Here is a 13,787-nt window from a genome sequence, read left to right as displayed (position 1 = left end):
CCATCTGCCATCTGAAAATCTGGCTCTATAGTTTTTCCAGCAACTCCACCACCCCTTCTTTTCTGAGTATCAGGTAGCCAAGCCTGTCGTTGCTGATGCCTTCTTTGAGCTGGTAGCTGAAAATTAGTTCATCATCACTCACACTTGTTTCAAAATAACGGAACTGTATATTGCTGAATTGTTGCAGTGGTTCGCCGATTTCGTATAAATGAGTAGATAGAATAAATAGTACATTTTTCATTTTCCGTAAACCTTCAATAACAGTTGTACTACATTTCATTGCATCCTGTACATTAGTGCCTTTGAAGAGTTCGTCAATCAGTATAAGCCAGTTTTTCCCATCACTTATTTTTTCTATTGTATTTCGTATTCTTTGTACTTCATTGAAGAAATAACTCTCACCTTTAATGATATTGTCTACTACATTGATATTACTCAATAAGCCATCAAATAAACTCAATTGCATTTGTTTTGCCGGAACGCCCATGCCCAAATGAGCGAGATAAACATTTATACCTACAGCTTTAATAAATGTACTCTTGCCAGCCATATTGGCACCGGTTAGGAAAAGAAAATTTTTATCTCTGCTCATATCCACATCATATGATACAGGTAGCTGTAATAAAGGATGATACAATCCGGTAGCTTCAATATAGGGCTGCTCCGATTTACATACTTCCGGAAAACTGAACTCATATTTTTTGCAGGCAATACTTAATGATAAAAAAGCATCAATGCGGCTATAAATATCAATCAGTTCAAAAAACTGGTTCTTGTAGTGAGAGCGTATAAAATTTGCATAGTGTAGTATTTTCCAGTTACTCAATCCCTCTTTTGACTGTGTGCTCATTTCGGGAATAACTCCTTTGTTCAGGAGCATTTCAATTCTTTCTGCCCATATGCGCAACTGCATACTGGAACAGTTTTCTTTCAGTAGCCTTGTAATTTCATTCATGCCTTTCACAAAGTCAATACAATGTGAAATGGTATAACGTGTTAATGAAAAATCAGGAGCATTTAATATTTTATAGAAAAAGCTGTTGATAGCATTCGGCTGTGTTGGATATTTATTGATCTGCGATTCATAAAATCGGGCAATAACCATTACTGTTCCATTGGTGATACTAACAGGCCAGCGATCAATTAAAGGAATAAGATCACGTATGGTTTGCTGGTTGCTTTCAATAGCTTCTACTGTCGATAAAGGTTTAGCCAGCAAGTCATACAAATATTCCCTTCCTCCACTGGTATGTGTATGGTCCAGAAAATGTACAACCGATAACTCTTCCTCACTGTGAAAGATAGAGAGGTCGGCAAGTGTGGTTTTGTCTATCTGCATGTGCTAAAGTTAGGTAGTTAGGAAGACCGAAAGTCGGAAAGCCCGTAAGACCGAAAGAGGGTTGTACCGGAGATATCGTCTCCGGACTTCCGGTCTTCCCGTCTTTCGGACTTCTTCTATCTCTCAAACGCCAGTCTCATCCCTTTCTTAGATTCATCAAATGCCCCTTTTCCATATACGGGATGTCCGTTTACAAAAGTATAGTTGATGGTGGCGGGTAGTGCCTGCCCTTCGAGCGGACTCCAGCCACATTTGTAGAGAATATTATCTTTCTGAACAGTGTAACCTTCATTCATATTTACCAGAACAAGATCGGCATAATACCCTTCCCTGATAAAACCTCTCTCTTTGATCTGAAAACAGGTGGCTACTGCATGACTCGTTTTTTCTACTACTTTTTCCAGGCTAATCTTTCCTTCTTTTACATAATGCAGCATTAGTCCGAGCGAATGTTGAATTAACGGCAAGCCTGCATGTGCATGCTCATAATCTTCCTGTTTTTCGGCCCAGGTATGCGGAGCATGATCGGTGGCAATTACATCGAGCCTGTCGTCGAGTAAAGCTTCCCATAATGCTTTACGGTTATGGGGTGCTTTGATGGCGGGGTTACATTTGATCTGGTTACCCAGTATTGCATAATCGTCGCTGGTGAAATGTAAATGGTGCACACATACTTCCGATGTTATTCTTTTATCTGCCAGTGGAAGCATATTGCCAAATAACTGTAATTCCTTTTCAGTGGTGATGTGTAAAATGTGTAAACGTGAATTGTATTTTTTAGCGTACTGGATGGCTTTGAATGATGATTCAAAACACGCATCTTCATTACGGATGATGGGATGATCGGATGGTTCCAGTTTCCCCTTTTGTGCCTTGAGTGCCTGTAAATTATTTTTTATAATGCTTTCTTCTTCGCAGTGTGTGGCGATCAGCAGTTCCGATCCGGCAAATACTTTTTCCAGTACCAGCGGACTATCTACCAACAAATTTCCTGTTGAGGATCCCATAAAAACTTTTACACCGCATACCTGGTTCTTTTTTTCATTGGCGAGTAATATTTCCTCAATATTATCATTGGAAGTACCCATGTAAAAAGAGTAGTTCGCCAGTGAAGTATTTTTTCCTGTTTCATATTTCTGCTCCAGGAGTTCGTGGGTAAAAGCGGGCGGACTTGTATTCGGCATTTCCATAAAGCTGGTAACACCTCCAGCAACAGCAGCTTTGGCTTCAGTATAAATAGTTGCTTTGTGGGTAAGGCCCGGTTCGCGGAAATGTACCTGGTCGTCAATGAGGCCGGGTAACAAAAACTGGTTACTGCCATCAATTTCAATGGCGTTTACGGATGGGTTGAGGTTGCTGCCTATTTGTTCAATTCTTGCATTCCTGATCCATACATCACCATAGACAATGCTGCCCTCATTAACGATACCCGTATTTTTAATGATATAGTCTTTCATGTGTTTATTTTTATTGATTTCGGTCACAACCTGTTTTGTAAAACGGGATGGAATTTACCCAATAATATTTCAGTTGCCTGACAAGCAACGCAATTTATTACATCATTAGCACTAAACCTTAATCTTCGAGGTGAATAGAGAAAATGATCATGCGCGACTGTATCTTTTCCATTACATTGGAAAAGCGAAGCGTAGGGTCGTATTGATGGATATTAGACAGGCCGTAACTGAATTTTATTTCTGGTGATACGGTTACAAAAGGCAGGTAGAAATTAAAGCCAATACCGGTTTCAAAACCAAAGTCATTTCTTTTCAATTTCAACAGGTCTTCCGATAAACGGGCTGCTGAATTGCTCGACAGGTCGGTATCCAGTTTAATTCCACCCAACAAATAGGTCCGGAAATTACCGATACGATCGGAATTGAATTTAAAATGAAGCGGCAGGCTGATCAATGTTGCCGGAAGTGTTTGTCGCTGAAAAGCAGCTTCTCCGGGTCTTGGTTTGCCCAGGCTGTAATCGATGTATTTTGAACCCCCGATAATCAACTGAGGATTGGCCCTGAACTCTAAGCGATCAGTCATCTTTACAGTGGCGAGCAGTCCCATAGTTATACCACCACTCGAACCGGGTTGTACAGATAAAATTGAATCGTTTTGCAGGAATAAGGGTGATTTATTCTGGTGCAGATAGGAACTGTTGTACCCCAGCGTTAGGCCAAAATAATAAGGCAGGTCATCGTGATTGGGACGATAACGCTGTTTCTGGGCTGTAACAGTCAGCGTACAGATAACAAAGAGAACGGGCAGGATTACTTGCTTCCGCAATAAATAGTGCATATGCCGAAACTGAGTTTTTTCAGATAAGTTTGAGTAAATCCTGCTTCATGCATAATATTTAAAAAATTTTGCCCTTCAGGAAAGGCTTGAACACTATCGTTCAGGTATTGATAAGCATCTTTATTTTTCGCAAATAATCCACCCACGCCTGGCGTTACTACATTCGTATAAAAATCACAGAGCTTTCTGAACAGAGGCTGACTGGGTCTTGAAAATTCCAATACCACCAGTTTACCCCCCGGTTTTAATACCCGGTACATTTCGGCAAGCCCTTTGTCGAGGTGAGCAAAATTTCTCACACCATATGCCACTGTAACCGCATCGAAATGATGATCGGGAAAATGAATGGTTTCGCTGTCGCCTGTTTGTAATTCAATCACCTCATTCAACTTCAACCGGGTGAGTTTCTCTCTACCCAGTGCCAACATTCCTTCCGATATATCTATGCCAATGATCTTCTTTGTTTTCAGCATGCGATGGGTCATGATGGCCACATCGCCGGTACCCGTTGCCACATCCAAAATCAGTTGCGGTTGAAGCGCTTTCAGTTGCCCGATGGCTTTTTTTCGCCACTGTATGTCTACTCCAGCAGTGAGAAACCGGTTCAGGAAATCGTACCTGAATGCAATGCTGTTAAACATCTCCGCCACCTGTTCCTTTTTGCCCTGTTCACTCTGCCGGTCAGGAACTACCTCATCGTGCGCAAACTTTGCCATAAGGGTACAAAGATATTGAATTCCAGCCTGAAGGTGAGTCATTGTTGGTTGATATGCCCCAAAACAGGGGTTAATGTTTCGCAAATATTCGATTCCGGTCTTTTCCCCTGATGTATATAGATACGCTAAAAGCCATTACCGCTTACTATCTTCGTTGCCAATGAGAGCCAGAATCTATAAATCAACAGGCAGTTGGTATGTGGTCAGAGGGGAAGATGGCAAAACCTACCAGGCCCGTATAAAAGGTGTAATGAAGATTGAAGGCATTACTTCCACTAACCCCATTGCGGTAGGTGATGAAGTAAAAATGGAGATTGAAGAAGTACAGGAAGAATCGGCTATTATCAGTGAAATTTATGACAGGAAGAATTATGTGGCCAGGGTTTCGCCCCATAACAAACACCAGCATCATATTATTGCGTCGAATCTCGATCAAAGTCTGCTCTTTGTAACATTGAAAGATCCAAAGACCTCACAGGGGTTTATGGACCGCTTCCTCATCTCCTGCGAAGCTTTTCATGTACCCGCTATTATTGTTTTTAATAAAGCGGATCTCTATAAAAAGAAAGAACTCGAAAAATTTGACCGGCTCAAAGAAATTTATGAAGCAATAGGGTATACTGTTTTATTGTGCAGTGTTACCGAACAAAAAGGACTGGATGAAGTAAAAGCATTGCTCAGCAATAAAACTTCCTTGTTGAGTGGGCATAGTGGTGTAGGAAAATCAACTTTTATCAATGCCCTCTTCCCCGAATTCAACCTGCGCACACAGGAAGTAAGCGGCTGGAGCGGAAAAGGAATGCATACCACCACTTTTGCAGAAATGTTCGATCTGCCCGGAGGCGGGCATATCATCGATACACCGGGTATACGTGAACTGGGTCTGGTAGATATCAGCAAAGAAGAATTAGCACATTATTTTCCCGAAATGCGTGAACGGATGAATGACTGTCAGTTCAATAATTGTATGCATATAGAAGAACCCAATTGTGCCATTAAAAAAGCAACAGAAACCGGGGAAATTTCAGCAGAAAGATATTATAGCTATCGTACTATTCTGGATACAATGGAGAGTGAGTGGTGAGGAGGGAATAGTGAGTAGTCAGTAGTGAATAGTGAGTGTTTAACTTTTACTCATTGCTCACTATTTCATCAATACTTCGAAGAATAATACCGCAAACCTGTTTTAGTTCTGCTGCTGTAATAATCAGTGGTGGTGCTATTCTCAGCCTGTCAGGGGCAAATAGAAACCAGTCGGTAATTAATCCGTTTTGTACACATTTATGTACTATTTTCTGATTGGTTATTGCGTCTTTAAATTGCAATGACATCCACAGTCCATGTGAGCTTTTTTCAATGATAGCAGGATGGTTTAACTCTTCCTGTAGTATTGTTTCTTTTTCTTTTACAACTGAAATCATATGGCTGCCGGTGAGTACTTCAAAAGCTGCTTTACCCGCTGCACAGGATACAGGATGTCCGCCAAATGTGGTGATATGTCCGAGTACTGGATCATAAGTGAGGGTCGACATTAATTTCCTGTCTGCAATAAAAGCCCCCAACGGCATACCACCACCCAATGCTTTCCCCAGTAATAAAATATCAGGCACAACTGCAAATTGCTGAAAGGCCCATAAAGTTCCTGTTCTGCCAAAGCCAGCCTGTATTTCATCAAAAACCAGTATTACACAATGCTCATCGCATTTCTTTCGGATAGCAGCAAGCCATTCTTTTCCTGGTTTTTTTATACCGCTCTCCGCCTGCACTGTTTCCAGTATTACACAGGCAACGGTTGAGTCAATGGCATCAATCACTGCATCATCGTTGTAGGTATAATGATGTATGTCGGGAAGTAAAGGCCTGAATGCATTGCGCCAGTATTCACCACCCATTATACTCAATGCACCTTGTGTACTGCCATGATAAGCATCTGTAAAGGCGATTATTTTTGAGCGGCCTGTAATCCGTTTGGCCAGTTTCATGGCACCTTCTGTGGCTTCTGCGCCGCTATTGGTGAAATAAACACAGTTGAGTGAGGATGGCAGATGATCGGTTAACAGTTTGGCATATTGTACCTGTGGCGCTTCAATAAATTCTCCGTACACAATCAGGTGCATATATGCAGCAGCCTGCTCCTGTACCGCTTTTACCACTGAAGGGTGACTGTGTCCAATATTACAAACGCTGAAACCGGAGATCAGGTCAGTATATTGTTTTCCTTCTACATCCCAGAGATGAATGCCAGCGGCTTTCACCATTTCTATACCAATGGGCGCAGTTGAAGTCTGTGCCAAATGCTGCAGGAAAACTTGTCTGTTAGAAATACCACTCATTTTACTAACTTTCATTAAAGTTCAACATTCACTATTCGAAATTCGATATTTTATGCCAGTAATCCTTCCCGTTCTTGGTAAACATCCACAATTTGGTGAAAACTGTTTTATAGCTCCGAATGCCACCATCGTGGGTGATGTAGTTATGGGCGATGAATGCAGTATATGGTTCAATGCTGTCATTCGTGGCGATGTACACTATATTAAGATGGGGAATAAAGTAAACGTTCAGGATGGCGCAGTCATTCATTGTACCTACCAGAAAAACCCGACCAATATTGGAAATAATGTTTCCATTGGTCATAATGCACTGGTGCATGGCTGTACCATTCACGACAATGTACTGATTGGTATGGGGTCTATTGTTATGGATCGTTGTGTGGTACACAGTAATTCCATTATTGCTGCCGGTGCAGTAGTATTAGAGGGTACAGTAGTAGAAGCTGGCTGTATTTATGCTGGGGTACCTGCTAAAAAGGTAAAAGATGTATCACAAGAGCTGGTTCATGGAGAAATTGAACGTATTTCCAATAACTATGTGATGTATGCGTCGTGGTTTAAATAGTAAGGGCCAATGGTCTATAGTTCATGGTCGATAGTCCATCGTAGCAGGTATTTCTTGCTATAAACCATCAACTATGGACCATTAACTTCTTTAACATGGTCCCATTCTGCAAAAACGACTATATAATTTTTCGTAAACAGGAATGATATTTTTAATATCGAATCTGCAGGCCTGCTGATAAGCAGCTTCTTTCATGGTTTCCAGCTTCTGATCGTCTTTTAGTAGTTCAATCGCATACCTGCTCATGGCGGCTACATCGCCTACATTCGCCATATAACCTGTTTCTCCCTGGGTATTAATTTCGCTCAAACCACCCGCATTGGAGCTGATAACAACCGATCTGGCTGCCATGGCTTCCAGGGCCGCGAGACCAAAACTTTCATACTCAGAAGGGAGCAGGAAAATATCACTTACTGCCAGTATATCTTCCATTTGTTCCTGCTTGCCGAGGAAACGAACATCGTCTTCAATACCCAATTCACGGGTCATTTCTTCTGTACCGGGTCTTTCGGGGCCGTCACCTACCATTAGTAATTTGGCAGGCATTTCTTTTCTTACAGCTGCAAAAATTTCTATCACATCTACCACACGTTTTACTTTCCTGAAGTTGGAAGCATGGATCAGAATTTTTTCTCCATTGGGTGCAATCACTTTACGGAAAGCATCAATAGGTTTTTTATTGAAACGACCCACATCTACAAAATTATGAATCACTTCAATTTCTTTGTGTATAGGGAAAAATTTATAGGTTTCTTCTTTCAGGTTCTGTGAAACAGCAGTTATAGCATCACTTTCATTGATGGAGAAGGTAACCACCGGTTCATAGGTTTTATCTTTTCCAACCAGTGTAATATCTGTGCCGTGTAAAGTAGTAATGACAGGTATATTACGGTTGGTTTTCTGTTTAACGATCTGTTTTGCCATATAAGCGGCAGATGCATGTGGAATGGCATAATGTACATGTAACAGATCGAGGTCATGGTTCATGATCACATCAACCATGGTACTTGCCAATGCTACTTCATAAGGAGGATAATCAAAAAGCGGATAAGTAGGTACCCTTACTTCATGATAAAAAATATTTGCATTGAATACATTCAGTCTTACCGGTTGCTGATAAGTAATGAAATGTACCTGGTGTCCTTCATCCGCCAATGCTTTTCCTAATTCTGTTGCAAGCACTCCGCTACCTCCGAATGTGGGGTAACATACTATTCCGATACGCATGTTTTTCTGGTTTATGGTCTATAGTTAAAAGTGTATGGTACTAAACCATCAACTATGGTCTATAAACCATGGACTATTAACTATTCCCCCTGCAATTAACAACAATTCTCTGAATACTGCTTCCCGCTCATATAACTTGAAAAAACATGACAAATGATTAACTTTAGTGCTATGAAAAAACTAGTCTTTCTTTTATTCTTATCTCCCATGGTTCTGTGGGCGCAGCAGGATGATGCTGCTATGATTAAAAAAATATCAGACGAAATATTACGTAATGGTAAGGCTTACGACCTGCTTTACCAGTTAACCAAGCAGGTTGGTGGCCGTATTGCAGGCTCTCCACAGATGTACAAAGCTGAAGTCTGGGGTGAAAAGTCCTTGAAGGAAATGGGAGCAGATAATGTATATCTCCAGGAATGTATGGTTCCCCGTTGGGTACGTGGTGCCAAAGAAGATGCACGCGTGATAAGTATTAATGGAAAAACAACGAACAGAAAACTGGATGTGCTGGCGCTGGGTAATTCACTCGGTAATGGCAAACCCATAACGGCACAGGTTATAGCCTTTAACAGTTTTGAAGAGATGGAAAAAAGAAAAACAGAAGTAAAAGGGAAGATCGTTTACTTCAATCATTCTTTTGATCCTACCAATATCAAACCTTTTGTTTCTTATGGACAAACAGGGGTATCTCGCAGAGCTGGCCCAAGTGCAGCAGCAAAATACGGGGCGGTAGGTGTAATGATTCGTTCTCTCACCGAATCAACCGCCAATGACCCGCATACCGGAAGTACTGCATATAATGATTCCTTCCCCAAAATTCCGGCCATTGCTATGGGGCCAAGAGATGCAGATTATATATGGGAGCTGAGTAAAAAATCCAGCTTTACCGTAACCATGAAAACCAGTGCTAAGTTTTTGCCTGATACCATCGGGCATAATGTTATCGGTGAACTGAAAGGAAGTACGCATGCGGATGAAATTATTACAGTTGGCGGTCACCTCGATAGCTGGGATGTAAATGAAGGGGCACACGACGATGGTGCAGGAGTAGTTCACACGATTGAAGTAATGCGTGCCCTTAAAGCCATTGGTTATACGCCAAAACGTACCATTCGTTTTGTATTGTTTGCCAATGAAGAAAATGGTATGCGTGGAGGAAACAAGTACGCAGAAGTGGCAAAAACAAAAAATGAAAAACACATTTTTGCACTTGAAAGTGATGCGGGCGGATTTACGCCAAGGGGTTTTGGTTTTACAGCACCTAAAGACAAACACGATAAGGCTCAGCAATGGCTGCCTTTATTAAAACCGTATGGAACAGAAGATATGTCGGGTAGCGGTGGTGGTGCCGATATTGGACCATTGAACAGAACATTTGGTACACCTATTGCCGGATTTATTCCTGATCCGCAACGCTATTTCGATCTGCACCATGCTCGTACCGATGTATTTGAAAATGTGAATAAAAGAGAACTGTTACTGGGTGCAGTTAATATGGCAGCACTGATTTATCTTATTGATAAATACGGGTTATAAAATGAATAAACGTAAGATTATCTGGACCATCGTAACGGTGCTGCTTCTGGCACTAATAATTTTTATTTACTGGCGTTACTATTTTATTTACGCAGAAGGCACCAAAGCAGGCTTGCTCAACACCTTTCAGAAGAAAGGTATTCTGTTTAAAACATGGGAAGGAAAGATTATCCAAAGCGGATTTCGGGCCAATGTACAAAGTAATGAATTTGATTTCAGTGTAACGAGTGAATCAGTGGCTGAACAATTACTTCGTTGCTCAGGTAAAGAAGTAGAACTGCATTATAAAAGATATATAGGTACATTGCCCTGGAGAGGATTGGAAAGAAATATTGTTGACAGTGTTTATGAAGTAAGGGGTGCGGCAACAGAAAGCATCATCGCACCTAAACAACCTTAATTTTTCTTTTAGCCCCAGACTTAAGTCTGGGGCTAAGAAAGAAAAAATTAAGCATGCAATAAAAATATAGCCAGCCGTTTATGAATATCAACCGGTTGCTTTTTCCATTCCTGTATGAGTTTGGTTTGAATGGATTCATTTACTGCAGTGATGTCTACAGCAATACAGAGTTTTGTTTCCTGTTTACAGGCTTGTAAAAGATCATTGATCAACGCATTGTTCCGGTAAGGGGTTTCAATAAAAAGTTGTGTGCAGTTTCTTTTGTATGAATCCGTTTCGAGTTCTTTTATTTTCTTTTTTCTTTCAGCAGCATCAATGGGCAAATAGCCGTGAAACTGGAAACATTGTCCGTTCATACCACTCGCCATAAGCGCCAGCAGGATTGAACTTGGTCCAACCAATGGTTTTACAACAGCATTGATGGCCTGTGCCGCTTCCACTAATACCTGACCGGGATCTGCTACGCCCGGACAACCGGCTTCGCTGATAATACCAATATTTTTACCTTCTTTTAGTAATTGTACAAACTGCGACCGTACTTCAGTCTCTGCTTTATGAATAGCAAACCACTGGTAATCATCGATAACCATTTCTCTCCATAGTTTTTTCAGAAATCTGCGTGCTGTTTTTTCCTGCTCCACAAAAAATACGGAACAATCTTTAACCGCATCCAGTATATAGGCAGGAATGGTTTGTAATGCTTCTTCGTGTAATACTGTAGGAATAAGATAAACTTTACCTGTCATGCTTTATTTCTTTGCGTTGGCAGGATAAATACTGAGGGTAGCTGCCACAACTGCATAGGCAGGGGCGAGTATCCAACCAATAATGGGTATTATATGCATCATATAAAAAACAACACCATTACCCAATGCCAATCCTTTATGATGTCCAATATAAAAAATACTTTCAGCGGGTGTTTTTTTCTGACGTTCCATACTGTAGTCGAGCATGGAGAATCCATAATAATAACATTCTACAAGAATGGCGAGCACAGGCGTTAACCAACCCACCAATGGTATTAAACTCAGGAATAAAATGGCCAATACATATACAGTCTGCCATACACTGTTTCGTAAAGCAATAGAAATGCCTCGGAGAATGTCTTTTCCGAGTTGTTTAAAACTGAATGGGTAATCTTTTCCTTCAATAATAGAAGCTGTTTTTTCACTCAGGTATGCAAATAAAGGAGAACCGAGAATAAGGAAAAGGTATTTGAATAATGAAAAATACAGGAGCATGAGTAACAGCCATAGCAATGCGGTGCCGAATACAAAAAGAAATCCGATAAAACTGCTTGATAATTCATCAATCCAGTTTCTTAAGCCGGTTTTCAGTGTCATCCAGGCAATAAAATCAGAAGCTGTTTGTCCGAAATAATACATGCCGGTGATAAAAAGCAGGGTATATAAAATACCGGGTATCAATATCCATTTCCATAGTTTATGGCGCACAATAAAATGGTGCGCCTGTATATAAGATTGGATGGCAATGATGAGTTCTTTGAGCACCGGGGGTATTTTAGATGCACTAAGTTAATGTATTCAGTATGTTTATCCAGTGAAAGCTTCAACAGAATACAGACATCAACAATTACTTCCTGCATTTTACCTCCAGAAAAATGTGTGTAAAATAGCAAAAGAGCTGATTGGCAAGCTTCTTATTTCCTGTTTTGATGGTCAGTTAACTGCAGGTCGTATTGTTGAAACAGAAGCCTATAATGGTGTTGTTGATAAAGCATCGCATGCATATGGTGGTCGATATACCAGCCGCACGGAAGTGATGTACGCTTCCGGTGGACTGGCTTATGTATATCTCTGTTATGGTATTCATCACCTGTTTAATGTAGTAACCAATGTGGAGGGTATTCCACATGCTGTTTTGATCAGAGGCATTGAACCTGTACTTGGTGTTGACATAATGCTGGACAGGATGCGGAAAACAAAAATGGATCATGCTGTTGGCAGGGGGCCGGGCAATGTATCGAAGGCACTGGGTATACAGGTAATACATTCGGGAACCGATCTCTGTAGTGATTCGATATTTATTGTAGATGACGCTTTTCGTGTTAAAAATTCTTCCATTATTGCCACACCGCGGATAGGCGTTGATTATGCGGAAGAAGATGCTTTATTACCTTACCGTTTTATCATAAAAGACCACCCGCATGTAACCAAACACCCCAATAATAAAAAAACTAATTAACCGCTCTGCGTAACCTCTGCTATCTCTTGTTCTTTGCGGTAAATTTACCCGGATGCTCACCGCAGAGAACGGGAGGACACAGCGTTTACGCTGAGGAGAGAATTAAAACTTTGGGCAATTCACAATCTTATCTGAAGAAGGTCTTCTGATATAAATTAAAGACAGCTCAATACCTCCGCGGTTCATCGAAGCTGTTTTTAAAGAAGAAGAGTTATAGTCGTAACTGACACCCAGTCTGAAATCATCAAACTCTAGTCCAACATAAGGAATAATGGCATCTTTAAAGCGCATCCATGAACCCACGTATAAACTGGTGGATTTAATATCGTCGGGGGTGGCATTGAATTGTAAAGCAGCACCAATCATCGTGGATGAAGCAGCTCCCTGAAACATTTGCATACCACTCAGGTGTAAGGTAGTAGTAGCGCCTACAGGAAAATAAGTACCGGCATGCACAGTAGTACGTGTTGGCAAAATATAATTGGCACCCGTAAATTGTTGTTTGGGCCGGTTAATATGATACATACTCACTCCAACATAAAAATTGTTTCGCTCATTTGAACTGCCATTGTATAACAAACCTGCATTGATGTCAACATAATTGGCTTTTAAATTCCCTGAATTAAATACTTCTGATGTTACACCGGTAAAACCAGCTGTTGTTAACTGATCTTCAAATTTCAGCATATTGGTGTTGATCAGCATATTGGCATAGGTTACCTGAAAACCTGCCCCTAACTGATGAAATCCATCTTCATCTAATCCTTTATGATAAGCTGTGGATACAGATCCGTAATTGAATTTAACTGCTCCATTGGCACTGTTGTCGGTATAACCCATAAAACCAAGTCCCCAGGTATCATTGTTCGAAATCTGGCCTTTCATGATCTGAAAATCGGCGGAGGCGGTAGCGGTAGTATAGGCTTTCTCAATACTGGGCCACTGATTACGGTAATTACCGGCAACGCGGTAAGACCCAAAGAATTTACCCGTAAAAGCAGGGTTTAAAGTAAGGGGGGATGAAAAAAACTGTGAGAAATTAGGATCCTGTGCTGATGCAGTATTCATCAACATCAACAAAAATCCCAGACAGCTTATTTGGTACAGCTTTTTCACTCAGGGGCTAATTTAGGGTAATCTGATTGAATCAAATACGGTTATCAGGAAGATT

14 protein-coding genes are annotated in these 13,787 nt (G+C 40.9%); 5 read left to right on the top strand and 9 right to left on the bottom strand.

Annotated elements, in window-relative coordinates; translation table 11 throughout:
• Positions 1-25 precede the first annotated feature (25 nt).
• The 4 genes from KXJ59_RS12500 to ubiE all read right to left on the bottom strand — a co-directional run bounded on the left by KXJ59_RS12500 (position 26) and on the right by ubiE (position 4,350).
• A complete protein-coding gene (locus KXJ59_RS12500) occupies positions 26-1,339 on the bottom strand; it encodes a DNA mismatch repair protein MutS (RefSeq protein WP_295205076.1) in 1,314 nt (437 codons plus the stop codon).
• 116 nt (positions 1,340-1,455) lie between these two features.
• Entirely contained in the window at positions 1,456-2,796 is a 1,341-nt protein-coding gene (locus tag KXJ59_RS12495) for a dihydroorotase (protein ID WP_295205074.1), read from the bottom strand.
• A gap of 118 nt (positions 2,797-2,914) precedes the next feature.
• The gene (locus KXJ59_RS12490) at positions 2,915-3,634 is read right to left on the bottom strand and encodes a porin family protein (protein ID WP_295205073.1); all 720 of its coding nucleotides are present in this window, start codon (positions 3,632-3,634) and stop codon (positions 2,915-2,917) included.
• Positions 3,607-4,350, bottom strand: a complete 744-nt coding sequence (gene ubiE, locus KXJ59_RS12485) for a bifunctional demethylmenaquinone methyltransferase/2-methoxy-6-polyprenyl-1,4-benzoquinol methylase UbiE (RefSeq protein ID WP_295205071.1) — start codon at positions 4,348-4,350, stop codon at positions 3,607-3,609. The genes KXJ59_RS12490 and ubiE overlap by 28 nt, the downstream gene beginning before the upstream one ends.
• A gap of 160 nt (positions 4,351-4,510) precedes the next feature.
• Between ubiE and rsgA the strand changes: the two genes are divergently transcribed.
• Positions 4,511-5,434 (top strand): ribosome small subunit-dependent GTPase A, encoded by a 924-nt coding sequence (gene rsgA / locus KXJ59_RS12480; RefSeq protein ID WP_295205069.1) that lies wholly within the window; start codon positions 4,511-4,513, stop codon positions 5,432-5,434.
• Positions 5,435-5,480: 46 nt separating this feature from the next.
• Here the strand turns inward: rsgA and KXJ59_RS12475 are convergent, their stop codons facing one another.
• Complete coding sequence (locus KXJ59_RS12475; RefSeq protein ID WP_295205068.1) at positions 5,481-6,698, bottom strand: aspartate aminotransferase family protein; 1,218 nt, start codon at positions 6,696-6,698, stop codon at positions 5,481-5,483.
• A 37-nt stretch (positions 6,699-6,735) separates the two neighbouring features.
• Between KXJ59_RS12475 and KXJ59_RS12470 the strand changes: the two genes are divergently transcribed.
• Positions 6,736-7,248, top strand: a complete 513-nt coding sequence (locus KXJ59_RS12470; RefSeq protein ID WP_295205066.1) for a gamma carbonic anhydrase family protein — start codon at positions 6,736-6,738, stop codon at positions 7,246-7,248.
• Positions 7,249-7,338: 90 nt separating this feature from the next.
• Here KXJ59_RS12470 and bshA read toward each other — a convergent pair whose 3' ends face one another.
• Complete coding sequence (gene bshA / locus KXJ59_RS12465; RefSeq protein ID WP_295205064.1) at positions 7,339-8,475, bottom strand: N-acetyl-alpha-D-glucosaminyl L-malate synthase BshA; 1,137 nt, start codon at positions 8,473-8,475, stop codon at positions 7,339-7,341.
• A 171-nt stretch (positions 8,476-8,646) separates the two neighbouring features.
• On the opposite strand from bshA, the gene KXJ59_RS12460 reads away from it, so the two are divergent.
• Positions 8,647-10,011 carry a M20/M25/M40 family metallo-hydrolase gene (locus KXJ59_RS12460; RefSeq protein WP_295205063.1) on the top strand — a complete coding sequence of 455 codons (1,365 nt, stop codon included), beginning with the start codon at positions 8,647-8,649 and terminating at the stop codon, positions 10,009-10,011.
• A gap of 1 nt (position 10,012) precedes the next feature.
• Positions 10,013-10,411 carry a hypothetical protein gene (locus tag KXJ59_RS12455; RefSeq protein ID WP_295205061.1) on the top strand — a complete coding sequence of 133 codons (399 nt, stop codon included), beginning with the start codon at positions 10,013-10,015 and terminating at the stop codon, positions 10,409-10,411.
• Between the two features lie 47 nt (positions 10,412-10,458).
• On the opposite strand, the gene KXJ59_RS12450 is transcribed toward KXJ59_RS12455, so the two are convergent.
• Both KXJ59_RS12450 and KXJ59_RS12445 read right to left on the bottom strand, forming a co-directional pair.
• The gene (locus tag KXJ59_RS12450) at positions 10,459-11,157 is read right to left on the bottom strand and encodes an SAM-dependent methyltransferase (RefSeq protein WP_295205059.1); all 699 of its coding nucleotides are present in this window, start codon (positions 11,155-11,157) and stop codon (positions 10,459-10,461) included.
• Positions 11,158-11,160: 3 nt separating this feature from the next.
• Complete coding sequence (locus tag KXJ59_RS12445; RefSeq protein ID WP_295205057.1) at positions 11,161-11,922, bottom strand: EI24 domain-containing protein; 762 nt, start codon at positions 11,920-11,922, stop codon at positions 11,161-11,163.
• Between the two features lie 49 nt (positions 11,923-11,971).
• Here KXJ59_RS12445 and KXJ59_RS12440 point away from each other — a divergent pair, with 49 nt between their 5' ends.
• On the top strand, positions 11,972-12,616 hold the full coding sequence (locus KXJ59_RS12440; RefSeq protein ID WP_295205055.1) for a DNA-3-methyladenine glycosylase: 645 nt from the start codon (positions 11,972-11,974) through the stop codon (positions 12,614-12,616).
• Between the two features lie 102 nt (positions 12,617-12,718).
• Here KXJ59_RS12440 and KXJ59_RS12435 read toward each other — a convergent pair whose 3' ends face one another.
• Positions 12,719-13,732, bottom strand: a complete 1,014-nt coding sequence (locus KXJ59_RS12435) for a PorP/SprF family type IX secretion system membrane protein (protein WP_295205053.1) — start codon at positions 13,730-13,732, stop codon at positions 12,719-12,721.
• Positions 13,733-13,787: the final 55 nt, after the last annotated feature.

The sequence above is a fragment of the Sediminibacterium sp. genome, from assembly GCF_019264485.1.
In the GTDB taxonomy this organism is placed as follows: Bacteria; Bacteroidota; Bacteroidia; order Chitinophagales; family Chitinophagaceae; genus Sediminibacterium.
The sequence above is the reverse complement of the archived record's forward strand: the minus strand, read 5'-3'. Positions and strand labels throughout refer to the sequence as shown.

Bases quoted from the DNA above. Each gene is read 5' to 3' on its own strand.
- ubiE (WP_295205071.1), bottom strand. From the start codon at position 4,350: ATGGCAAAGTTTGCGCACGATGAGGTAGTTCCTGACCGGCAGAGTGAA.
- KXJ59_RS12475 (WP_295205068.1), bottom strand. From the start codon at position 6,698: ATGAAAGTTAGTAAAATGAGTGGTATTTCTAACAGACAAGTTTTCCTG.
- KXJ59_RS12495 (WP_295205074.1), bottom strand. From the start codon at position 2,796: ATGAAAGACTATATCATTAAAAATACGGGTATCGTTAATGAGGGCAGC.
- KXJ59_RS12490 (WP_295205073.1), bottom strand. From the start codon at position 3,634: ATGCACTATTTATTGCGGAAGCAAGTAATCCTGCCCGTTCTCTTTGTT.
- rsgA (WP_295205069.1), top strand. From the start codon at position 4,511: ATGAGAGCCAGAATCTATAAATCAACAGGCAGTTGGTATGTGGTCAGA.
- bshA (WP_295205064.1), bottom strand. From the start codon at position 8,475: ATGCGTATCGGAATAGTATGTTACCCCACATTCGGAGGTAGCGGAGTG.
- KXJ59_RS12450 (WP_295205059.1), bottom strand. From the start codon at position 11,157: ATGACAGGTAAAGTTTATCTTATTCCTACAGTATTACACGAAGAAGCA.
- KXJ59_RS12460 (WP_295205063.1), top strand. From the start codon at position 8,647: ATGAAAAAACTAGTCTTTCTTTTATTCTTATCTCCCATGGTTCTGTGG.
- KXJ59_RS12500 (WP_295205076.1), bottom strand. From the start codon at position 1,339: ATGCAGATAGACAAAACCACACTTGCCGACCTCTCTATCTTTCACAGT.
- KXJ59_RS12470 (WP_295205066.1), top strand. From the start codon at position 6,736: ATGCCAGTAATCCTTCCCGTTCTTGGTAAACATCCACAATTTGGTGAA.
- KXJ59_RS12455 (WP_295205061.1), top strand. From the start codon at position 10,013: ATGAATAAACGTAAGATTATCTGGACCATCGTAACGGTGCTGCTTCTG.